General features: G+C 40.9%; 20 protein-coding genes. 11 read left to right on the plus strand and 9 right to left on the minus strand.

Annotated features, from left to right (window positions below; all coding sequences use genetic code 11):
* Nucleotides 1-22: 22 nt before the first annotated feature.
* The 4 genes from gpsA to AC0VZ5_RS13735 are packed head-to-tail and all read right to left on the minus strand — an operon-like array spanning nt 23 to nt 2,278.
* Nucleotides 23-1,030: an NAD(P)H-dependent glycerol-3-phosphate dehydrogenase gene (gpsA, locus tag AC0VZ5_RS13720; RefSeq protein ID WP_138609615.1), complete on the minus strand. Its 1,008-nt coding sequence runs from the start codon at nt 1,028-1,030 to the stop codon at nt 23-25.
* Between the two features lie 3 nt (nt 1,031-1,033).
* A complete protein-coding gene (gene secB, locus AC0VZ5_RS13725; RefSeq protein ID WP_010391837.1) occupies nt 1,034-1,522 on the minus strand; it encodes a protein-export chaperone SecB in 489 nt (162 codons plus the stop codon).
* Between the two features lie 34 nt (nt 1,523-1,556).
* Nucleotides 1,557-1,814, minus strand: a complete 258-nt coding sequence (gene grxC / locus AC0VZ5_RS13730; protein WP_010391834.1) for a glutaredoxin 3 — start codon at nt 1,812-1,814, stop codon at nt 1,557-1,559.
* A gap of 32 nt (nt 1,815-1,846) precedes the next feature.
* Nucleotides 1,847-2,278 carry a rhodanese-like domain-containing protein gene (locus AC0VZ5_RS13735; RefSeq protein WP_010391832.1) on the minus strand — a complete coding sequence of 144 codons (432 nt, stop codon included), beginning with the start codon at nt 2,276-2,278 and terminating at the stop codon, nt 1,847-1,849.
* Nucleotides 2,279-2,600: 322 nt separating this feature from the next.
* On the opposite strand from AC0VZ5_RS13735, the gene AC0VZ5_RS13740 reads away from it, so the two are divergent.
* The 5 genes from AC0VZ5_RS13740 (at nt 2,601) to AC0VZ5_RS13760 (ending at nt 7,786) form a co-directional block, all read left to right on the plus strand.
* Entirely contained in the window at nt 2,601-2,798 is a 198-nt protein-coding gene (locus AC0VZ5_RS13740) for a hypothetical protein (RefSeq protein ID WP_138609618.1), read from the plus strand.
* A gap of 188 nt (nt 2,799-2,986) precedes the next feature.
* Nucleotides 2,987-4,531, plus strand: a complete 1,545-nt coding sequence (gpmM, locus tag AC0VZ5_RS13745) for a 2,3-bisphosphoglycerate-independent phosphoglycerate mutase (RefSeq protein WP_010391829.1) — start codon at nt 2,987-2,989, stop codon at nt 4,529-4,531.
* 3 nt (nt 4,532-4,534) lie between these two features.
* Nucleotides 4,535-5,677, plus strand: coding sequence for a murein hydrolase activator EnvC family protein (locus tag AC0VZ5_RS13750; protein ID WP_138609199.1), 1,143 nt, complete (start codon nt 4,535-4,537; stop codon nt 5,675-5,677).
* Between the two features lie 33 nt (nt 5,678-5,710).
* The gene (locus AC0VZ5_RS13755; RefSeq protein WP_138609201.1) at nt 5,711-6,976 is read left to right on the plus strand and encodes a S41 family peptidase; all 1,266 of its coding nucleotides are present in this window, start codon (nt 5,711-5,713) and stop codon (nt 6,974-6,976) included.
* Nucleotides 6,977-7,033: 57 nt separating this feature from the next.
* The gene (locus tag AC0VZ5_RS13760; protein WP_138609207.1) at nt 7,034-7,786 is read left to right on the plus strand and encodes a divergent polysaccharide deacetylase family protein; all 753 of its coding nucleotides are present in this window, start codon (nt 7,034-7,036) and stop codon (nt 7,784-7,786) included.
* Nucleotides 7,787-7,844: 58 nt separating this feature from the next.
* On the opposite strand, the gene AC0VZ5_RS13765 is transcribed toward AC0VZ5_RS13760, so the two are convergent.
* From AC0VZ5_RS13765 to ftsY, 5 genes are all read right to left on the minus strand, one after another.
* Nucleotides 7,845-9,716 (minus strand): methyl-accepting chemotaxis protein, encoded by a 1,872-nt coding sequence (locus AC0VZ5_RS13765; protein WP_138609203.1) that lies wholly within the window; start codon nt 9,714-9,716, stop codon nt 7,845-7,847.
* A 337-nt stretch (nt 9,717-10,053) separates the two neighbouring features.
* Nucleotides 10,054-10,917 (minus strand): RNA polymerase sigma factor RpoH, encoded by an 864-nt coding sequence (gene rpoH / locus AC0VZ5_RS13770; protein WP_475473291.1) that lies wholly within the window; start codon nt 10,915-10,917, stop codon nt 10,054-10,056.
* Nucleotides 10,918-11,159: 242 nt separating this feature from the next.
* The gene (ftsX, locus tag AC0VZ5_RS13775; protein WP_138571116.1) at nt 11,160-12,146 is read right to left on the minus strand and encodes a permease-like cell division protein FtsX; all 987 of its coding nucleotides are present in this window, start codon (nt 12,144-12,146) and stop codon (nt 11,160-11,162) included.
* The gene (gene ftsE / locus AC0VZ5_RS13780; protein ID WP_138571115.1) at nt 12,143-12,820 is read right to left on the minus strand and encodes a cell division ATP-binding protein FtsE; all 678 of its coding nucleotides are present in this window, start codon (nt 12,818-12,820) and stop codon (nt 12,143-12,145) included. Before ftsE ends, ftsX begins: the two co-directional genes overlap by 4 nt.
* Nucleotides 12,821-12,913: 93 nt before the next feature.
* Nucleotides 12,914-15,019, minus strand: a complete 2,106-nt coding sequence (gene ftsY / locus AC0VZ5_RS13785; RefSeq protein WP_475473294.1) for a signal recognition particle-docking protein FtsY — start codon at nt 15,017-15,019, stop codon at nt 12,914-12,916.
* Nucleotides 15,020-15,245: 226 nt separating this feature from the next.
* Between ftsY and rsmD the strand changes: the two genes are divergently transcribed.
* The 6 genes from rsmD (at nt 15,246) to prmA (ending at nt 21,509) form a co-directional block, all read left to right on the plus strand.
* Nucleotides 15,246-15,851 (plus strand): 16S rRNA (guanine(966)-N(2))-methyltransferase RsmD, encoded by a 606-nt coding sequence (rsmD, locus tag AC0VZ5_RS13790; protein ID WP_475473296.1) that lies wholly within the window; start codon nt 15,246-15,248, stop codon nt 15,849-15,851.
* A gap of 145 nt (nt 15,852-15,996) precedes the next feature.
* A complete protein-coding gene (gene rpsU / locus AC0VZ5_RS13795; protein ID WP_002957797.1) occupies nt 15,997-16,212 on the plus strand; it encodes a 30S ribosomal protein S21 in 216 nt (71 codons plus the stop codon).
* Nucleotides 16,213-16,231: 19 nt separating this feature from the next.
* Nucleotides 16,232-16,678, plus strand: coding sequence for a GatB/YqeY domain-containing protein (locus AC0VZ5_RS13800; protein ID WP_008114877.1), 447 nt, complete (start codon nt 16,232-16,234; stop codon nt 16,676-16,678).
* Nucleotides 16,679-16,838: 160 nt separating this feature from the next.
* Nucleotides 16,839-18,590 (plus strand): DNA primase, encoded by a 1,752-nt coding sequence (gene dnaG / locus AC0VZ5_RS13805; RefSeq protein WP_475473298.1) that lies wholly within the window; start codon nt 16,839-16,841, stop codon nt 18,588-18,590.
* A 124-nt stretch (nt 18,591-18,714) separates the two neighbouring features.
* Nucleotides 18,715-20,556 (plus strand): RNA polymerase sigma factor RpoD, encoded by a 1,842-nt coding sequence (gene rpoD, locus AC0VZ5_RS13810; RefSeq protein WP_010391796.1) that lies wholly within the window; start codon nt 18,715-18,717, stop codon nt 20,554-20,556.
* Nucleotides 20,557-20,627: 71 nt separating this feature from the next.
* Nucleotides 20,628-21,509 carry a 50S ribosomal protein L11 methyltransferase gene (gene prmA, locus AC0VZ5_RS13815; RefSeq protein WP_054202602.1) on the plus strand — a complete coding sequence of 294 codons (882 nt, stop codon included), beginning with the start codon at nt 20,628-20,630 and terminating at the stop codon, nt 21,507-21,509.
* The last annotated feature ends 217 nt before the right edge of the window (nt 21,510-21,726 follow it).

Consider the following 21,726-nt stretch of genomic DNA (forward strand, 5'->3'; position numbering starts at 1 on the left):
GATTTTAATAAATTTGGTGTTATTACTCAGAAGTTTGTTCTCTACCAAGTAATGCCATAGCAGCTGCTTTCATGCCTTTATTCTCATAAAGCACTTTGTATATTTGCTCAGTGATTGGCATTTCAACGCCCGCACGCTGTGCAAGTAAATACACTTCTTTGGTATTTCTGAAGCCTTCAACTACTTGGCCGATTGATGCAATCGCATCATCAACACTTTCACCTTGACCTAAGGCTAAACCAAAACGGCGGTTGCGCGACTGATTATCGGTACAGGTTAGAATTAAATCGCCTAAACCAGCCATCCCCATAAAGGTCTCTGGTTTCGCACCTAGGGCACAACCCAAACGCGATAACTCTGCTAAACCACGGGTAATAAGCGCGGTACGTGCATTTGCACCAAAGCCAACACCATCAGAAATCCCTGCACCAATAGCAATTACGTTTTTAACCGCACCACCAAGCTGTATGCCAATAAAGTCGTCATTGTTGTACACTCTAAACGAGCGACCGCAATGTAATAAATCGGCAATTTGTTTCGCAAATGCTGATGACGTTGATGACACCGAAATAGCGGTTGGTGAGCCCTTAGCCATTTCTTTGGCAAAAGTTGGCCCCGAAAGCACTGCTAATGGTACTTCTTCACCGAGTTCTTGCACTGCCACTTCTTGCAATAAACGCCCAGTATCTGGCTCAAGCCCTTTAGTAGCCCACGCTATTTTTGCATCAGAGCGCAAAGCCGGTTTAATTTGCTTTAACGTGTCAGCAAACGCATGACTTGGCACAACAACTAAAACAATATCGCTAGCTGCTGTTGCATGCTGTAAATCGGCTTCAAGAGTTAAGGTATCAGGAAAAGGAATATCAGGTAAGTAACGTTGATTTTTTCGCTCAGCTGCAAGCGTCGCAACGTCTTGGCTATTGCGCCCCCATAAAGTCACTTTGTGACCATTTCGGGCTAAACAAATAGCAAGGGCGGTGCCATATGACCCCGCCCCTAAAACAGTAACAGCTGATGTTGCTGTATTCATAAATTATGCGTCTGCTGAAGCCTGCTCAGCTTGCGCTGTGCGTTGCTGCATGTACTGTGCAAATAATGCGTCAAAGTTAACTGGCGCAAGATTAAGTTGTGGAAACGTACCACGGTTTACTAAGTTCGATACCGCTTCACGTGCATATGGGAATAACACGTTAGGACAGAATGCACCTAACATATGTGCTAATTGCATCTCTTCAACTTCAGCAATAGTAAAAATACCTGCTTGTTGAATTTCACACAAAAACGCAGTTTCTTCACCGATAGATGCTGTTACAGTTAACGCTAAAACAACTTCGTAAACACCTTCATCAAGCTTATTAGAGCGTGTATCTAAATCTAATTTTACTTCTGGAGCCCACTCTTTTTGAAAAATAGCTGGTGAATTTGGCGTTTCAAACGACACATCTTTAGTGTAAATACGTTGAATAGTAAACTGTGCGCCTGCATCAGCTTCTGCTGCTGCGTTTTGATTTTGTTCGTTCATTGTTATTCCTAACCTGTTATTTATTATAATTAAATTAAGCACTCAGCTTAGCGTCAAGGTGACCTTGTGCTTCTAGTGCCATCATGTCGTCACAGCCACCGATGTGTTCATCGTTAATAAAAATTTGTGGAACCGTGCTTGCGCCACCGGCTTTGGCGATCATTTCATCGCGAAGCTCTGGCTGAACGCCAATATCAATGTTTGTGTATTCTACACCTTTGCTGTCTAACAGCGCTAATGCGCGATGACAAAAAGGACAATATCCTTTGGTGTATAAAACAACGTTACTCATAATTAATCCTTAATCGGTTTAGCTAAGAGGTATTAGCGACCGCTTGTTGTTGGCAGACTTGCTGATTGCCACGCCCCCATACCGCCAGATAAAACATAAACCTGTTCATAACCTGCTTTATGCATTGCGGTTGCAACGCCTGAAGCAGTCATGCCTGCAGCACATACCACTATAATGGGTTTGCTCTTATACTTTTCAAGGGTTGAGAAATCAGATTCTTTGGCTTTTTCAGGGTTTAAATGCACAGCACCGGCAATATGGCCTGTTTTAAACTCTTTTTGCCCACGCATATCAACAACCTGACCGTCTTCGCGGTTAATAAGTAACGTTAACTGCTGAGGATTGATCTGACGAATTGCTGAAAATTTACTTTTTATTGCGCCACTAACAATAAGAAACGCAATCGCAACCCAAGCTAGGCTTAGAATTGGATGATTTGAGACAAATTCAATATATTGATCCATTCGACTTCCACTATAAAGTTACATGCTAAAACAGGGTGTTTTAGATATTTAATTCATATTTATTGAACTTACACAATGAGCAGTCACTCACCTATAATTCAATTTAGAGCACTGTTAGGCTACTCTGAATTTTACCTACACATAGGCTTAGCTTACCCCACAAGCCTATTCAATACTTGAATAAAATAGGGATTAGCCGCGCAAGTATACCCAAATCAGCTAAAAATGCGAGTTTAAGCACGCTTGTAAGCCACAATGTAGTGCTCTTTTAACTAAAAAATAACCCACCCCTTCAAAGTATACAATTGAGAGAGTGAGCTCATTGAAAATTTTTAATATCTTCTTTTCATTGCTGATCCTAGCTATAAAACACGGTATGCTTAAGCTTGGCATGTTGGCATTAATGTTAGCGTGTATTTTAGCAACGCTAGGGTCTGTTGATCTTTCAAGGTTAAATTTGCAGCAGTCTGTTTGGTATTTAGGCAAGGCAGAGCCTATGTGGTGTGGTTATTCCCCATAAATAGGCGATAACGCAGCATCAATGCAAAACAGGTGCTGCCCGAAGGGTTCTGCCTAGGGGCGATTTACTCTTTGTTGCTCGGTTTTTACTTAGCCCACTAGGTTACAAACCTCGCGCCGCGATTAAACCGCCCCTAGTTTGAACAAATTTTAATCCGCAAAGGTCAACAGACCCTAATAGGAGTGACTATGACAGAGCATAAAAAACCACTGGTATTAATGATTTTAGATGGCTGGGGATACAGAGAAGATGAGCAAAGTAATGCCATTTTAGCTGCTAATACCCCTGTATTAGATGAGCTTTGGGCAACTCGCCCTCATACATTAATTTCAGCATCGGGTTTAGATGTGGGTCTTCCTGGTGGTCAAATGGGTAATTCTGAGGTTGGCCACGTTAATTTAGGTGCTGGTCGTATTGTGTATCAAGATTTTACTCGCATCACAAAAGCCATTGATGATGGCGAATTTGATACAACCCCTGCACTGGTTGAAAACATTGATAAAGCTGTTCATGCCAACAAAGCCGTCCATATTATGGGACTGCTAAGCCCTGGTGGCGTTCATAGTCACGAAGATCATATTGTGGCGAGTATACAATTGGCTGCAAAACGCGGCGCTAAAGAGGTGTACTTTCATGCCTTTTTAGATGGCAGAGATACTCCCCCACGCAGCGCTAAAGCATCAATTGAGCGTATTGAAGCCTTGTTTAGCGAACTTAAATGTGGCCGTTTAGCCTCATTAATTGGTCGTTACTATGCCATGGACAGAGACAACCGCTGGAACCGTGTTGAAAAAGCGTATAATTTAATCACCCTAGGTGAAAGCGACTTTGATTATGAAGATGGCGTAAACGCACTTAACGCGGCTTATGAGCGCGATGAAAATGACGAATTTGTAGCAGCAAGTACTATTACCCCAAAAGGTAGCGAATCAGTAAAAGTAAATGATGGCGACACCATTATATTTGCCAACTTTAGAGCAGACCGCGCACGCGAAATCACTCGCGCCTTTGTCGAACCTGATTTTGACGGCTTTAATAAGAAAAAATCGCCCGAGCTTAGTGCCTTTGTGATGATGACTGAATACGCTGCTGATATTGATGCGCCAGTGGCTTTTGGCCCGACGCCGCTTAATAACGTACTTGGCGAATGGTTTGAGAAACAAGGTAAAACTCAGCTACGTATATCAGAAACTGAAAAATATGCCCACGTTACCTTTTTCTTTAGTGGCGGACGCGAAAATGAGTTTGACGGCGAAACTCGCGAGCTTATCCCATCTCCTCAAGTAGCAACGTATGATTTACAGCCAGAAATGAACTCACAAATGCTTACCGATAAACTCGTTGCAGCAATAAAAAGCGGAAAGTATGATGCCATTATTTGTAACTACCCTAATGGCGATATGGTCGGCCACTCAGGTGTATTTGAGGCGGCAGTTAAAGCCTGTGAAGCAGTAGATAGCTGTATTGGTCGTGTAGTTGATGCCCTTAAAGAATATGGTGGAGAAGCACTAATAACTGCTGATCATGGTAATGCAGAGCAAATGGCAAACCTTAAAACAGGCCAAGCGCACACAGCACATACTAGCGAGCCAGTACCCTTTATTTATGTAGGTCGTGACGCACAAGCGCATACCGGTAAAGCCTTGAGCGATGTTGCACCTACTATGCTGCATTTAATGGGTTTGGAACAACCTGCAGAAATGACAGGTTCGCCAATTATGGTGTTGAAATAATTTATGAATAAAAGCGCATGCCGCATCATTGCGTGTATATGTGTACTAAACTCATTAGCCACTGGCGTTGCAGTGGCTAATGAAGATCGTACCAAAAAAGACCTATCCCAAGTACAAGTTGCTTTAGAGCAAAGCCAAGCTGAGTTTCAACAACAGCAAAAAGAAATAGCTAAACAGCAGCAAAAACTAAAAACACATGAGCTCGCTATAGCGAAAAACGCTAAAGCACTTAATATGGCTGAGCAATCCGTTAAAAAAACACAACAACAGCAAGCAGAGCAACAACAACGCGCGGCAAAGCTTGAAAAACAACAAGCCCAATTTCAACGTATTTTAGCAGCACAATTAAAAAGTGCTTATATGGCAGGTAGCGATGACTATTCAAAAATGTTACTTAACCAAGAAGATACCGCCAAATTTGAACGCACACTTAGCTACTATAACTACCTGAATAAAGCTCGTATAAAGCAACTTGATGATCTTAAAGCACTGCAAGTTGAGATTGCAAAAAATCAAGCTGAGCTTGCGAAAACAAAAGAGAGGCTCGTTGCTTTATTTGAGGAACAAAAAAGACGACAAGCAGCACTTCTTGGGGCTAAAAATGAGCGCCAAGCAAGCTTACAAAACCTAAAAAAGCAGTTAAATAGAACCAAAAATTCCATTAGCTATTTAGAAGAAAACGAACAAACTCTGATTGCCACTATCAAAGAACTTGAAGAAGAAGAAAAAGTCACAAAAATTGAACTACTTGGCTTAAATCGTAATAAAGGAAAATTAAACTGGCCGAGCAAAGGGAAATTAGCGCATAGGTTTGGTCAACGTAAACACGGCGGAATAAACTGGAAAGGCGTATTAATTTCTGCATCTGAAGGGACTTCTGTTAATAGCATTGATAATGGCCAAGTAGTGTTTGCCGATTGGTTAAAAGGTTATGGCTGGGTAATCGTACTCGACCACGGCCAAGGCTTTATGAGCTTATACGGACACGCACAAACCTTGCTAAAAGACGTGGGTGATATGGTCAGAGAAGGTGAAAGTGTTGCATTAGTTGGGCAAAGCGGTGGACAAGCCGATTCTGGTCTATACTTTGAAATACGTCATAAAGGGCGTGCTGTTAATCCCATAAAATGGTGCAGGCGTATTTAATATCAAAATAGCTGCATCCTGTTAGAGGCAGTTATGATAAACACACACATTTGCCAACAAAAAACTTCTGTGAAAAAGCGAGCACCCTGCTTGTGTTTTATCTTATTTTTTTTATTAGTGCTTTTTGGCTTTATAAATACTACCTATGCAAGCTCGGTTAAAGACTTAGAAAGCCAAAAAATAAATGAAATACTGTTTAATATTCACACCTACTACGTTGATGATTTAGCACTGCAAAACAGTGAGTATATTGAATACAACTCGTCTCAATTTGAACGCTTATACTCTAAGCTCGATGCCTACTCTAAGTATTTAGATAAAAATGAGCTAAATGCATTATTTAATAACACTAATGGTCGCTATACCGGCCTAGGTATAGAAGTAAAAAGCATCGAGCAACGCACCACGATTGTTAAAGTACTTAATAATTCACCAGCCAAACAAGCAGGACTTCGCTCAGGCGATATAATTACTACCGTTAATCAGCACTATGTAGAAAATAGTCCGATTGATTTAGTTGCACAATACATCAAAGACAGTGCTAACGGTAAAGTACAGCTAAGTATTACCCGTAATAACACTCAAACACCGCTAATATTTAATCTCAGTAGAAAACAAATTAAGCTAACGAGTGTAACCAAGCAACTACTTGACTCAGGTAGCGGTTACATCGCTATTAATAACTTTTCTAATCACACTTTACATGAGGTTGCCTTGCAAATAGCCGCCATGCAAAACCATTATGGCCATTCATTAAAAGGCCTAATTATTGATTTACGAGATAACCCGGGAGGCACTTTAAAGAGTGCAGTTGCGGTAGCAGACCTGTTTCTTCAAGATGGTTTAATTGTAACGACCAAAGGGCGTTTTTATGATTCGAACCAATCTTTTTACGCTAAACGCGGCGATATTTTGAAAGGTGCTCCGATTGTTGTCCTGATTAATGAAAACTCAGCCTCAGCAGCAGAAATACTGGCTGCAGCGTTAAAAGAAAATCTACGTGCAAAAATAGTAGGGAGTCAGTCGTTTGGTAAAGGAACAGTGCAATCACTTATTCCATTAGGCGACGGCGATACCGCCTTAAAACTAACCACCGCACGTTACTTTACGCCACTGGGAGAGTCTATTGAAGGGATTGGCGTAACTCCAAATGTGGCGATTAATCAAACAACACTTCCACAAACAAATAAAGCCGTTATAATAAAAAATGAACAATCAGAACAAAACACCGTTTTTAACGCTGAAGAATTAGCCGATATCCAGTTAGTAAAAGCAAAACAGCTACTTAGCATGCAATAAAAACGGTAAACTATTTAAAGATAATAAAAATTATAAAACGTGAAAATTATAAATTTAATGGTGTTAGCTGGGCTTTTTTTAATCCTATTTGCTGCACCCTATGGTGTTAAAGCCAAACAAATAGCCATAGTGATCGATGACATAGGTTATCATCAACGTGACCTAGAATTCCTAAGTTTACCTGGGCAATTGTCTTATTCAATTTTGCCTCATACCCCCTATTCTCAAATATTTGCAACCCTTGCTAGTCAGTCAAATAAAGAGCTCCTGTTGCATGTGCCTATGCAAGCTTTAAATGGTAAAAAGCTAGGCCCTGGGGCACTTACTTTAAATATGGATAAAGCACAACTTCAACAAACACTCGGTAATGCACTGGCGAGTTTGCCACAAGTTAAAGGGGTTAATAATCATATGGGTTCTGCACTCACTCAGCAAAGCCAAGCAATGAAGTGGACCATGGAAGTACTTAAAAAGCGTCAGTTGTATTTTCTCGATAGCCGAACAACCGAATTAAGCCAGGCGCAAAACGCAGCTAACTTTTTAGGGGTAGAAAATATTGGTCGGCATGTATTTTTAGATAATATAACTACCCCTGAGCAGCTTCAACTTAGGCTAGAAGAGCTAAAATCAAAAGCAACTAAATATCAGTTTGCCATTGCAATAGCGCACCCCTACCCCGAAACCATCGACTTTTTACGTCACGCTTTACCGCAATTAACCGAGCAAGGATTTGAATTGGTGCCAGTATCACAACTGGTAGAACGTAAGTATGTGCAAATAGCCCAACAACAAGCCATTTCATTAAACTGATGGAGTAAGCGAGCGCCTTACCCCAACAGTTAATTAAACTTAATTATAAGTATGCTGCTTATAAAATAAACGTTGCTACTTTAGCATTTAAGTCTGTAGCTCTGTCTTTTAATACTTCGGCTTGGCTTAAATGCGCGGTAGCTGAGGTAGTTATTTCATCGGTTACATCTTTAATAGCAACCGTATTTCTAGTAATTTCATTGGTCACTTGCGTTTGCTCTTCTGCTGCAACCGCTATTTGACCCGCCATATCAGAAATCTCATTTACCGCCAAAGTAATTTCTTCTAGTGCGTGTGCGGCAGCATTTACATCATCCACACTATTGTTGGCATAGCCCTTACTGCTGTCCATCAAGCTCACGGCTTTTTTAGTGGTGTTTTGTAAGGTTTCTATAGTGGTATAAATTTCGGCTGTAGAGTTTTGTGTTCTTCTTGATAGCACACGCACCTCATCGGCAACCACTGCAAAACCACGCCCCTGCTCTCCCGCCCGAGCGGCCTCTATTGCTGCATTAAGCGCTAAGAGATTTGTTTGCTCAGCAATTTCTTGAATGGTAGTCAAAATGCTCGAGATAGCCTGAGCATGCAAACTTAATTCACCAATAACTGTGGTAGTTTGGTCTATTTCTCCCGCCAGTGAATTAATCGTGTTTCTGGTTTTATCAACTAACAGCTTACCTTCATGACTACTTTGCGCCGATTGTTGCGATGCGGTTGCGGTGTTTTCTGCATTGGCGGCAATTTCATGGGTTGCACTGGCCATTTCTGTGACCGCAGTAGCAACCATAGCTACTTCTTGTTGCTGACGCTGTAACTCACTAACACTGTTTTGATTAGTGATTAGGCTTTTCTCTGCATCGAAATCTAAGTCCGTTGCTAGCTGGCGAATATGGCTTATCAGTTCATGCTGACTACTTACAAAGCGGTTAAAACTATCAGCCAGTACCCCAACTTCATCTTGCGTATCAACAGTTATACGTTGAGTTAAATCACCGTTACCATCTGCAATTGTTGATAAAGCTTGCGATACTCGGCTCAAAGGTGCGAGCAATACACCCAATAGCCATGAAATAGCCAACACACTCAGTAAAAGTGCTACCGCAACCAGCACTAATTGAGTCAGCAATAAACTAATAAGCGGAGCCTCTAAAGTTTGTTTATCCAATACAAACAACAACTGCCAATCTGTATTGTTAATGTTTTCACCCCAAACTAGCTTCTCTCGGCCTTCACCCTCAAAGTAAACAGGCGTAAATTCATTATTTTGACTATTAGATAAAATTACTTGGTTATTAATTTTAGAATCAACCTGAGTAATATTTGCCATTACTTTTCTAGCGTCTTTATAGGCAATCACAGTGCCATCTTTATGCATCATAATGGCGTATCCATCTGCAGGTAAAGACATTGTATTGACGCTATCGACCAAGGTCTCAATCGACAAATCCCCCGCAACCACACCGCTTCGTGTGGTTTTAGCAATAGAAACAACCAACAGATTATAGGCGGTATCTAAATAAGGTTTGGTAATTACGGTATCACTTTTGAGTTGTGCTTGTTTATACCATGGACGAGTGCGCGGGTCGTAACCGGTGCGATCAATACTGGGATCAGAGTCAGTCATTTTTCCGCTGTTACTTCCAAAGTATGTTAACTGAAAGCCACCTGAAAATGCTGCCTGCTGAAGTGCGCTGAGCGTATTGCCCTCAACCTTATTCGCAACCGATTTAATTATCTGCTGACGACTAGCTAGCCAATCTTCAATACTCGCAGCCTGTTGCTTACCTGATTGGCTTACGTTATCAATACTGCTTTTTAACAGTAACGTTTTTTGAGAGGTGTAGCTATTCCACGACAGCAATACAATAATAACAGCTAGGGCAAGAACCACCGATAGTAAGATTTTTTTCTTTAGTGAATATGAGTTCATATTGAGTGTAAATACTCGCGTTAAATGAAATTGAAAGGCAATAAGCACAGCAATTAAATGACTTAATTTAGGCTACGGTTTGAGTGACAAGTCGCTCAAGTGCGCGAATATTTTCATATACCCAAATTAAAAACAAACTAAAATCATGTATTTAAATTAAAACCAAACTTATTCATTAATTTTAAATAGCGTATATTTAATTAAAAGATACATAGATGTGACTAGAGGTAAGCGGAACAAGAAAAACGATACTTTCTATTAACCTTTTTAGTTAGCTTTTTTAGTTAAAAAAAAGCCCCGCATTTTCATGCAGGGCTTTATCAATTTTTTAGTGCGATTAACTCATCGCGCTTTGTAATTTTTTCATTGCTGTTTTTTCCAGCTGGCGAACACGCTCTGCTGATACGCTGTATTTTTCAGCCAACTCTTGCAGTGTAGCCTTATCGTCTGACAACCAACGAGCACTAACAATATCTTGAGAACGTTCATCGAGAGTTTTCAAGGCGCTAAACAAACGCGTATGTGACTGTTCTTGCCATTGTTGCTGTTCAATATCGTCAGCTAAATCCGCAGAACCATCGGTTAAGTACTGTACCGGTGAGTAAGTACTAGTTGGCGCGTCATCATTATCGTCGCCAGTTAAATCAAAGCCCGTGTCTTGGCCGCTCATACGCGATTCCATTTCACGTACTTCTTTTTCACTCACACCTAGCTCGCTAGCTACTGTGCTCACTTCAGCTTGGTTAAACCAACCTAAACGCTTTTTATTTTTACGTAAGTTAAAAAACAATTTACGTTGTGCTTTGGTTGTCGCTACTTTAACGATACGCCAGTTTTTAAGCACAAACTCATGAATTTCGGCTTTAATCCAATGAACGGCAAATGAAACCAAACGTACACCCACTGATGGGTCAAAACGTTTTACTGCTTTCATCAGTCCGATGTTACCTTCTTGAATTAAATCAGCTTGAGGTAACCCGTAACCCGAGTAGCTTTTAGCTATGTGCGCTACAAAGCGCAAATGCGACATAATGAGTTGCTTTGCAGCACTAAGATCGCCTTCTTCCTGAAGTCTTTTTGCAAGTTCCTGCTCTTGCTCAACTTTAAGCATAGGAATAGTACTAACAGCTTGAAGGTAGCCGTCCATACTTGCGCTTTGTTGCCCAACTGTAAGTGCCATTGCGTATAAATCTTTACTCATTTTTCACCTCGGTGATAAACATTTGAAACCATCTTAGCACTCTTTTAGTAAGAGTGCTAACTTGAATTTAAAACTTTTTTGAATCATAAATCAAGTGGTTTTTTTAGTGTTAAGTCAGTTTACGCTAGGCGACTGAATAACCTATGAATTGATTTAGCCAAAACAAAAAATAACCTTTTTGCTTTGGCTTTTTTATTATTTTAAACTTAAAACATGACAGTTTTAAGAATTATATTAGGGCCTTAAACCTTATCGGGTTCTATTTCTGAGATGTAACGATTAACCGATAAGTAAGAACCTATAAAGCCCAAGCTAGTAGCAAGTAATACCAACGCGCCAAACTCATTAAGACTAAGCCCTATTAGCGTAAAACTGGTTTGATACACCCCTGCAACACTGCTTACTGCAGCAGATAGCCACCACATCATTAATGCTACACAAATAAAGGCAAACAATCCGCCAATCACGCCATACCAAATGCCAGTCCATAAAAAGGGAGCGTGTATAAAGGTATTGGTTGCCCCTACTAGCTTCATTACCTGTATTTCTTCTTTTTTATCCATAATAGATAAACGAATTGTATTGCCTATAATAAGCGTCACTGAGGTAAGTAATAATAGCGCAATCGTGATTACACTCTCTTTTAACAAACTTAGTAATGCATTTAGGCGCTCAAGCCAAGCGATATCAAGCTTGCCAAAGTCAACTTCGCGTTCGGCTTCAAGTTTTTTAAGCAATTGCTTAGCTGCATTAGGTTGGCTATGTCGTTGTGTTGGTGTGACTAAAACTACATTCGGTAACGGGTTGGTATCTAAATACTCTAAAGCCTGACCAAAGCCAGACATTTCTTTGAACTCATCCAAAGCCTCAGTGCGAGAAATAAAAGTCACAGTTTGTATTTCGGGATATAGCGCTAAGCGTTTAACTAAGGTTTGCGTTTCTTTCTCGCTCATATTTTCTTTTACAAACAAGGATATTTCGCTGGCTTGCTCAAAACCACTACTCACTTGCTGCACATTTTTTACCACTAAATATAGTGTAGCGGGCAAGGTTAAACTCAAACCGAGTACTGCAATGGTCATCATTGAAGCCAATGGCGTGCGCCACATTTCTCCTAGGCTGTACACACCTTGGCGAAAAATATTAATAATAAAAAAGTAACCGCCAGAGAATACTGACTTTTTTTGTTTATCATTACTATTTTGACGGCTTTTGAACAGTAAACTCATAATCCCCCCTCAGCCAGTGGATCTTGGCTCATTCGTCCATCATGAAGCGTTAAACTGCGGTACTTCATCCGTGACACTAAGCCCAAATCATGAGTGGCAATTAAAACCGTGGTGCCATGTTTATTAAAGTCTTCAAACAGGCGTAATATTTCCATTGATAATTCAGGGTCTAAGTTACCGGTAGGTTCATCGGCTAGCAATATAGGTGGCGAATTGACGATGGCTCGTGCAATCCCGACTCGTTGTTGTTCACCACCAGAAAGTGTAGAAGGGTGACAGCGCACTTTATCTAACAAGCCCACTTTATCAAGCGCTCCATGTACACGTTTGGCAATTTGCTTGTGGTGAGTCCCTTCAATAATTAAGGGCAAAGCAACGTTATCAAATACCGTATATCGCTCTAATAATCGATGATTTTGAAAAATAATACCAATGTCGCGACGTGCATACGGAATTTGACGGGAATTTAATTTATTTAAATCCACGCCATTAATAAACACGTTTCCTGCAGAAGGACGTTCCATTAAGCTAATAAGCTTTAATAGTGTACTTTTACCAGCCCCACTGTGACCAGTTAGAAAGGCCAATTCGCCAGGCTTTATATGAAAGTTCACTTTTTCAAGCGCACGGTGTCCACCGGCATAGGTTTTACTTACTTGCTGAAAATTTATCATTTTTTATTATTGCCAATTTATTGTTAGCCTTAGGCTCTAAAATAAAATGGTATTCCTCGCAATTAAAAAGGGAGCAGGCTCCCTTTTGGTAAATTAAGCGTCGTCCTCATCTTGACTAAATAGCGCGTCAATAAAGTCATCGCTCTTGAAGGTACGTAAATCATCAATACTTTCACCTACGCCAATGTAACGAATAGGAATATTAAACTTATCGGCAACGGCAAAAATAACCCCACCTTTAGCAGTACCATCAAGCTTTGATAATGTGATACCTGTTAAACCTACACATTGATTAAATAGGTTTACTTGGCTAATTGCATTTTGGCCTGTACCAGCATCAATAGTCAGCATCACTTCATGAGGTGCATCAGGGTCTACTTTTTTCATTACACGGGCTATTTTTTCAAGCTCTTGCATTAAGTTATCTTTATTTTGCAAGCGCCCTGCTGTATCAGCAATTAACACATCGACATTACGTGCTTTTGCAGCTTGAAAAGCATCAAATACTACCGATGCACTATCAGCACCTGTATGTTGAGCTATTACCGGAATGCTGTTGCGTTCACCCCATACTTGAAGCTGCTCTACCGCTGCAGCTCTAAAAGTATCACCGGCAGCAAGCATGACCGACTTACCTTGATTTTGGAATTGCTTGGCCATTTTACCAATGGTGGTGGTTTTACCTACGCCGTTTACCCCTACCATTAAAATAACAAAAGGTTTTTTATCTGCTGGTATTTCTAAAGGCTGCTCTGCTGTTTTTAGCATAGTTGCCATTTCTTGCTTCATAAGCTCATAAAGCGCATCACCATCTTTAAGTTGCTTGCGATCGGCTGCATCAGTTAAATTATCAATGAGCTTCATGGTGGTATCAACACCGAGATCAGCAGTAAGTAACTGAGTCTCTAGCTCTTCAAATAACTCGTCGTCAATTTTTTTACCGCTAAAAATTGACGAGAAACCAGAGCCAATATTAACTCGAGTTTTAAGTAAGCCTTTTTTAAGACGAGAGAAAAAGCCTTCTTTTTTAGGTTTTTCCGCTTTTTTTGCCTCTTCCTCTGCAAGCTCTGCGGTCAGTCGCTGCTGCTCTAGACGCTCAGCCTCTTCTTCAGCTGCAATACGCTGTTGCTCTAAACGTTCATTCTCTGCTTGTTCTGCTGCAATACGCTGTTGCTCTAAACGCTCACTCTCTGCTTGCTCTGCTGCAATACGCTGTTGTTCTAAACGCTCACTCTCTGCTTGTTCTGCTGCAATACGCTGTTGCTCTAAACGCTCATTCTCAGCTTTTTCTGCTGCAATACGCTGTTGTTCTAAGCGCTCATTTTCAGCTTGCTCTGCTGCAATGCGCTGTTGCTCTAAACGCTCATACTCAGCTTGCTCTGCTGCAATACGCTGTTGTTCTAAGCGCTCATTCTCAGCTTGCTCTGCTGCAATACGCTGTTGTTCTAAGCGCTCATTTTCAGCTTGCTCTGCTGCAATACGCTGTTGCTCTAAACGCTCATGCTCAGCTTGTTCTGCTGCAATGCGCTGTTGCTCTAAGCGTTCATTCTCTGCCTTTTCAGCCGCAATGCGTTGTTGCTCTAAACGCTCATTTTCAGCTTGCTCTGCTGCAATGCGTTGTTGCTCTAAACGTTCATTTTCAGCTTGCTCTGCTGCAATACGCTGTTGTTCTAAACGCTCATTCTCAGCTTGCTCTGCTGCAATACGCTGTTGCTCTAAACGCTCATTCTCAGCTTGTTCTGCCGCGATACGCTCTTGCTCTAACTGCATTTGCGCTTCTTGCTCAGCTAAGCGTTTAGCTTGCTCTTGTCTTTGTTGCTCTGCATCTGCCTGTTGTTTGGCTAATAGCTCAGCGTTAGCTTGTTCAATCGCTTGTTTTTCTGCTGCCGCAGCGCGTTGTGCTTGCGCCTGTTTTTCTTGCTCTAAACGCTCTGTCTCTGCTTTTTCGGCAGCTATTCGTTGTTGTTCGGCTTTTTCAGCTTGCTCTTGCGCTAAACGTTCTGCTTCAGCTTGTTCAGCTGCAATTCGGGCTTGTTCTAAACGTTCGGCTTCAGCTTCAGCTTGCAAACGCTCTGCCTCGGCCTTCTCTGCTGCTAAGCGCTCCTGTTCGGCTTTTTCTGCCTGCTCGTTTGCCAATGCTTGTTGTTTATCAGCTTCTGCTTGTTTTTTATCTGACTTGCCAAAACCGAGCCACGACATGAATTTACTTTTTTTTGCCATACTTGCTAATAACCACTTATAAAAATCTGATAAACTAACGATAATGATAGCGTGCTTTTAAGCCTAAATAATTGCTTTTTAGCAACACGTTATCCTCGAGGGTGCATAATAGTAACACTTTTAGCGCAGTTGAAAAATGACACGCCGTGATATGATTGCAATATTATCTGAGCTAGATCATAGATACCAATTTTTAGTGAGTTAAATGAGAAAAAAAATCACACCAAATAACAACATCCATAAATCAGCCGATGGCGTTATTAGAATCATTAGCGGCCAATTTCGCGGTCGTAAACTGCCAGTAAAAGACGTTCAAGGCTTGCGCCCTACAACCGACAGAGTAAAAGAAACAGTATTTAATTGGTTAATGCACGATACCCGTGATGCACGCACTCTCGATTGCTTTGCCGGCTCTGGTGGTTTAGGATTTGAAGCGCTATCTCGCTTTGCTAAAAACACCACATTTTTAGAGCTTGATCCGCTAGCAGCAAAACAGCTAACGCAAAATATTGCCACTCTTAATGCACAAAATGCACAAGTACTTAATACTAATACTTTGACCTTTCTTGAGAATACAAACACCAGTGAGGCATTTAATTTAGTTTTTATTGACCCGCCATTTCGCAAAAATTTAGCCCAATCATGCTGTGATTTATTAGAAAATAATCAATGGCTCGACCCTGACGCACTGATATACGTTGAGGTAGAAACGGAGTTAAGCTCGTTTAAAGCACCTAGTAACTGGTTGTTAATAAAAGAGAAAAAAGCTGGGCAAGTTTTTTGCAGGCTATACCAACGGCATATAAATTAACACTGTTTTAGCGGTCGGGTTTCTGTTAATATTATCCTTTACATGTGGTGTTGCTTCGGATTACAATACCGCACCATTTTTGAACCACTTGATCAATGTTTGATCAACTTGAGCAACGCTCATAATTTAGGTAGGTGAATTTTTAATGCCAGTAATTAAAGTAAGAGAGAACGAACCGTTTGACGTAGCACTTCGTCGCTTCAAGCGTTCATGTGAAAAAGCAGGTATCCTTTCAGAAGTTCGTCGTCGCGAGCACTATGAAAAACCAACAGCTGAGCGTAAGCGTAAAAAAGCAGCTGCTGTTAAACGTCACATGAAAAAACTTTCTCGTGATAACGCTCGTCGCGTTAAATTATACTAATATATTAGGTCTTGTATAAATGAGCCTTTTAATAACGCTAAAAGATGCGCAAAAAGATGCGATGAGAGCTAAAGACAAACAACGTCTTAATCCTATTCGCATGGTACTTGCTGCAATCAAGCAACGTGAAATTGACGAGCAAATAACACTAGACGACGCAGGTATTACCTCCGTTATAGTGAAGCTTGTTAAACAACGTCGCGACTCTTACACTCAGTACAAAGATGCTGGGCGTGATGATTTAGCTGAAATTGAAGCCAATGAGATTACAGCACTTGAAGCTTTTTTACCTCAACAATTGAGTGAAGAAGAAATCATTGCTCTCATTGACGCGGCTATTGCTGATACTAACGCAGCAGGTATGCAAGACATGGGTAAAGTAATGGGTATAATCAAAAGCAAAGCCGAAGGTCGTGCCGATATGGGCAAAATCTCAGGTTTAATTAAGCAACGATTAACTGCCTAATACTCCCACATACATTAAGTATGATTGAAGTAAACCGAGCCTTGAGCTCGGTTTCTTCGTTTAGAGCACTTCAAAAAAATATGCATTTGTGTTCCAATCTCTGCGTATTATAATTCGCTTTTAACACTTTTATATTTACCTTAGGGCTGTACTTTAAACAATGGCTGGAAAGATCCCACGCAACTTTATCGATGATTTATTGGCACGAACCGATATTGTCGACCTGATTGACTCAAAGGTAGGGTTGAAAAAAGCGGGCAAAGACTATCAAGCTTGCTGTCCTTTTCACAATGAAAAATCGCCTTCGTTTACTGTATCGCAAGATAAACAGTTTTATCATTGCTTTGGCTGTGGCGCTAACGGCAATGCTATTTCTTTTGTTATGGAATATGACAAACTTGAGTTTGTTGATGCAATTGAAGAGCTAGCCAGTTTACTTAACCTAGATGTTCCTCGCGAACAAGGAAGTAGTAATGGCCCAGAACGCACCGCAGCACAAAAACGTTCAGACTACGATTTAATGCTCCATGCAGCGCGTTTTTATCAACACCAGTTAAAACATCATAGTAATTCTGAAACAGTAATAGACTATGTAAAAGGTCGCGGCTTAAGCGGCGCAACAGTTAAAAAGTTTATGATGGGCTATGCGCCCAGCGAATGGGAAGGCCTCTGCCAACAGCTTGGACGTAATCAAGAACAAAAAGAGCAATTAGTTGAGCTGAAGCTCGCATCTGAAAAAACGCCAGGTAAGCAATTCGATTTTTTCCGTGATCGTTTAATGTTTCCTATTCGTGATAAACGCGGTCGCGTCATTGCTTTTGGTGGCCGTGTAATGCAAGCAGATCAGGGGCCAAAATATTTAAACTCTCCTGAAACACGAATATTCCACAAAGGCTTTGAACTTTATGGCTTTTATGAAGCAAAGCAAGCACACAAAAAGCTCGATCATGTACTTATAGTCGAAGGTTACATGGACGTAGTAGCGCTGGCAGAACAAGGTATAGAATACGCAGTTGCCGCACTCGGCACAGCAACAACCAGCGAGCACATGCACACCTTATTTAGAACCACCGACAAAGTTATTTGTTGCTACGACGGTGACCGTGCAGGTAAAGATGCCGCGTGGCGCGCACTGGAAAACGCACTTCCTTACTTAAACGATGGCAAAGCACTGCATTTTGTATTTTTACCCGATGGTGAAGACCCTGATTCACTCGTACAACAAGAAGGTAAAGAGGCTTTTGAGCAACGCCTTGAAAACGCCGATGACTTCACTAAAGTGCTGTTTAATAAACTAAGTAAAGAGATTGATTTAACGCTCGATTCCGGTAAGGCTAAGTTACTCAGTGCAGCATTGCCATTAATTGAAAAGATCCCGAGTGAGTTCTATCAAGAAAATATCTTGGAGCAACTTGGCAGATTAATTGGTCGCACCCGTGAGCAACTTAATAATCATTTAAAAACACCAAAACAGCAGCAAGCAATTGAACGTAAATTTAAAATTACACCGATGCGCCAAGCGATAGGCATCTTAGTTCAGCACCCTAATTTGGCAAAAAGCGTGCCCTACTTGCCTGATTTAGCACAAATGAATATTGCAGGAATCGGCTTGTTATTACGCCTACAACATCAAGCGTTACAAAAAGATGGTATTACCACTGCACAAATTCTCGAATCATTTAGAGACACTGATGACTATGAGCCATTAACTAAGTTGGCGACATGGCAACATCAAATAAATGAAGAGCGTTTAGAGACTGTTTTTCAAAATACTTTTAAATTTATTGAAGATCAGTGTTTAAATTATCGACTAGAGACCCTATTAATAAAAGACAAGACACAGGGCTTAAATAGCGATGAACGACTAGAATGTCATTTGCTAATGACAGCGTTAAAAGCAACGAACAGCTAGTCAGATTTGATTTAGGCTGTTATACTGTGCTATTCACTGCGTCACATTATTCTGGTTAGCCTTTGAGCAAACTCCATGATGGCGCCTGTTGTATCAACTTATCAGAGTGGAAGAAACAATCTCTATGGATCCAACTCCTCAGTCACAATTAAAACTTCTGATTCAAAAAGGTAAAGAGCAAGGTTACTTAACTTTTGCAGAAGTTAATGATCACCTTCCACAAGATATTATCGACTCAGATCAAGTAGAAGATATCATTAGCATGATTAATGACATGGGTATCAAGGTTAGCGAAAACGCGCCTGATGCTGATGAATTAATGATGCAAGAAACCACGACAGACGAAGACGCAGCGGAAGCTGCCGCTGCAGCCCTTGCTACTGTAGAAAAAGAAATCGGCCGTACAACAGACCCTGTTCGCATGTATATGCGTGAAATGGGTACTGTTGAACTTCTTACCCGTGAAGGCGAAATTGTTATCGCTAAACGTATTGAAGAAGGCATTAACCAAGTACAGATTTCGGTTGCTGAATACCCAGAAGCGATCACTTACCTACTTGAACAGTGGGATAAATTTGAAGCAGAAGAGATGCGCCTTAGCGACATTATCTCTGGCTTTTTCGATCCTGATGCAGACGAAGCACCACCAATTGCTGCCACTAACATTGGTTCTGAATTAAGCGAAAAACAGCTTGATGACAGCGACGATGATGATGACAGCGATGATGAAGACGAAGAAGAAGTAGATACAGGTCCAGATCCTGAAGAAGCGCGCATCCATTTCGAAAACTTACGTGATTTATACACTAAAGCACGTGAAACATTCGATAAGAAAGGTCGCTCTCATCCAGAATCTCAAGCCGCTATTTTAGAAATTGGTGAGTTGTTCAGAACCTTTAAACTTGTGCCTAAACAATTTGACCGCATGGTTAATAACATGCGTGAAATGATGGACCGAGTTCGCGTTCAAGAACGTCTTATCATGAAGCATGCAGTACAAGTTTCAAAGCTTCCAAAGAAAACCTTTGTTAAGCACTTTGCAAACAACGAAACTGACACAGCATGGCTTGATATTGAAATTGCAGCTAACGAAAAGCATTCAGCTAAACTTGAAGAAGTGAAGCCTGAAATACTTCGTTGTATTAGCAAACTTTCTTCAATGGAAGAAAGCACTGGCTTAAGCATTGAACGTATTAAAGATATAAACCGTCGCATGAGTATTGGTGAAGCGAAAGCGCGCCGTGCTAAAAAAGAGATGGTAGAAGCGAACTTACGTCTGGTAATTTCAATCGCTAAAAAATACACCAACCGTGGCTTACAGTTCTTGGATTTAATTCAAGAAGGTAATATTGGTTTGATGAAAGCGGTTGATAAGTTTGAATACCGTCGTGGTTATAAGTTCTCTACTTATGCTACGTGGTGGATTCGCCAAGCAATTACTCGCTCTATTGCTGACCAAGCAAGAACGATCCGTATTCCAGTACATATGATTGAAACGATCAATAAATTGAACCGTATTTCACGTCAAATGTTACAAGAAATGGGTCGTGAGCCAAATCCAGAAGAATTAGCTGAACGCATGATGATGCCTGAGGATAAAATCCGTAAGGTACTTAAGATTGCAAAAGAGCCAATTTCAATGGAAACACCAATTGGTGATGATGAAGATTCGCACTTAGGCGACTTCATTGAAGATACTACTATTGATTCGCCTATCGATTCGGCAACAATGGAGTCTCTTCGTGGCGCAACTAACGATGTGCTCGCTGGCTTAACTGCCCGTGAAGCGAAAGTACTACGTATGCGTTTTGGTATTGATATGAATACCGACCACACGTTAGAAGAAGTAGGTAAGCAGTTTGATGTAACACGTGAGCGTATTCGTCAAATTGAAGCGAAGGCACTACGTAAATTACGTCACCCTTCTCGCTCTGATTTACTGAAAAGCTTTTTAGACGCTAAATAATCTAGCGTTACATTATGAGTTAACTCAAAAGGCCGCTGTAGCGGCCTTTTTTCTATTTCAAGGAAATAAACATGGCTTGGATCCAAATCCGTATCAATGCCAATGCTGCAACCGCAGATGCAGTTAGTGACTTATTAATGGAAGCTGGTAGTGCTTCTGTTACTTTTATTGATGCTAAAGACACCCCTATTTACGAACCCAAAATTGGCACAGTCGTTTTTTGGGCTGATACCACAGTAATTGGTCTGTTCGAAGCTAATCACGATATGAACGCCGTGGTTGCGTTATTAAAGCGCCATGATGAGCTCAAAGACAATTTAGTTTACAAAATCGAGCAACTCGAAGACAAAGATTGGGAACGTGAGTGGATGGATAACTTCCACCCTATTCAATTTGGCGAAAAACTATGGATTTGCCCTAGCTGGCGCGATATTCCAGATCCAGACGCAGTCAATGTGCTACTTGATCCAGGCCTTGCATTTGGTACTGGCACGCACGCCACCACCGCGCTGTGTTTAAAGTGGCTTGAAAGCCAAGACTTAAGCGGCAAAACGGTAGTCGATTTTGGTTGTGGTTCAGGCATATTAGGCATTGCAGCAATTAAACTAGGTGCAGAGCGCATGATAGGAATAGACATTGACCCGCAAGCGCTAGAAGCAAGCTTAGATAACGCTAACCGTAATGGCGTTGCTGACAAGCTTGAAGTTTATCTACCAGAAAACCAACCTGAATTTACAGCCGATATTGTTGTGGCAAATATTTTAGCGCAACCTCTGCGTGAGCTTCATAGTGTGATTTTAGGCTTATTAAAACCAGGCGGTAAAATTGCCATGTCGGGCATTTTAGAAGAGCAAGCAAAATCGGTTGCCGATATATATGCGCCCTTTATTGAACTTGATGAGATTGCCATTGAAGGCGACTGGACCCGAGTCAGTGGCATTAAAAAAGCATAATAGTGCGTTTTTAAAAGTTTAGAGTATTAACTCAAAAGTCGTTTCTAGAGCCTGTATTTAACAGGCTTTACTATTTTTTTACATAATAAAAAATAAAGATTTTTTATTATAAAAACAACGACCGTTCAAAATTCACACAAATAAACCGCTTCGTCATACGGTTATCAAATGTCAATACGAAAAGAGCAAAAAAAAGTCACTTTTGTTCAATTTATAG

Source organism: Pseudoalteromonas sp. QJM3NY_12 (genome assembly GCF_056173165.1).

Coding starts and splice junctions, on each gene's coding strand:
- gpsA (WP_138609615.1), bottom strand. CDS start 1,030: ATGAATACAGCAACATCAGCTGTTACTGTTTTAGGGGCGGGGTCATAT.
- secB (WP_010391837.1), bottom strand. CDS start 1,522: ATGAACGAACAAAATCAAAACGCAGCAGCAGAAGCTGATGCAGGCGCA.
- grxC (WP_010391834.1), bottom strand. CDS start 1,814: ATGAGTAACGTTGTTTTATACACCAAAGGATATTGTCCTTTTTGTCAT.
- AC0VZ5_RS13735 (WP_010391832.1), bottom strand. CDS start 2,278: ATGGATCAATATATTGAATTTGTCTCAAATCATCCAATTCTAAGCCTA.
- gpmM (WP_010391829.1), top strand. CDS start 2,987: ATGACAGAGCATAAAAAACCACTGGTATTAATGATTTTAGATGGCTGG.
- AC0VZ5_RS13750 (WP_138609199.1), top strand. CDS start 4,535: ATGAATAAAAGCGCATGCCGCATCATTGCGTGTATATGTGTACTAAAC.
- AC0VZ5_RS13755 (WP_138609201.1), top strand. CDS start 5,711: ATGATAAACACACACATTTGCCAACAAAAAACTTCTGTGAAAAAGCGA.
- AC0VZ5_RS13760 (WP_138609207.1), top strand. CDS start 7,034: ATGGTGTTAGCTGGGCTTTTTTTAATCCTATTTGCTGCACCCTATGGT.
- AC0VZ5_RS13765 (WP_138609203.1), bottom strand. CDS start 9,716: ATGAACTCATATTCACTAAAGAAAAAAATCTTACTATCGGTGGTTCTT.
- rpoH (WP_475473291.1), bottom strand. CDS start 10,917: ATGAGTAAAGATTTATACGCAATGGCACTTACAGTTGGGCAACAAAGC.
- ftsX (WP_138571116.1), bottom strand. CDS start 12,146: ATGAGTTTACTGTTCAAAAGCCGTCAAAATAGTAATGATAAACAAAAA.
- ftsE (WP_138571115.1), bottom strand. CDS start 12,820: ATGATAAATTTTCAGCAAGTAAGTAAAACCTATGCCGGTGGACACCGT.
- ftsY (WP_475473294.1), bottom strand. CDS start 15,019: ATGTCGTGGCTCGGTTTTGGCAAGTCAGATAAAAAACAAGCAGAAGCT.
- rsmD (WP_475473296.1), top strand. CDS start 15,246: ATGAGAAAAAAAATCACACCAAATAACAACATCCATAAATCAGCCGAT.
- rpsU (WP_002957797.1), top strand. CDS start 15,997: ATGCCAGTAATTAAAGTAAGAGAGAACGAACCGTTTGACGTAGCACTT.
- AC0VZ5_RS13800 (WP_008114877.1), top strand. CDS start 16,232: ATGAGCCTTTTAATAACGCTAAAAGATGCGCAAAAAGATGCGATGAGA.
- dnaG (WP_475473298.1), top strand. CDS start 16,839: ATGGCTGGAAAGATCCCACGCAACTTTATCGATGATTTATTGGCACGA.
- rpoD (WP_010391796.1), top strand. CDS start 18,715: ATGGATCCAACTCCTCAGTCACAATTAAAACTTCTGATTCAAAAAGGT.
- prmA (WP_054202602.1), top strand. CDS start 20,628: ATGGCTTGGATCCAAATCCGTATCAATGCCAATGCTGCAACCGCAGAT.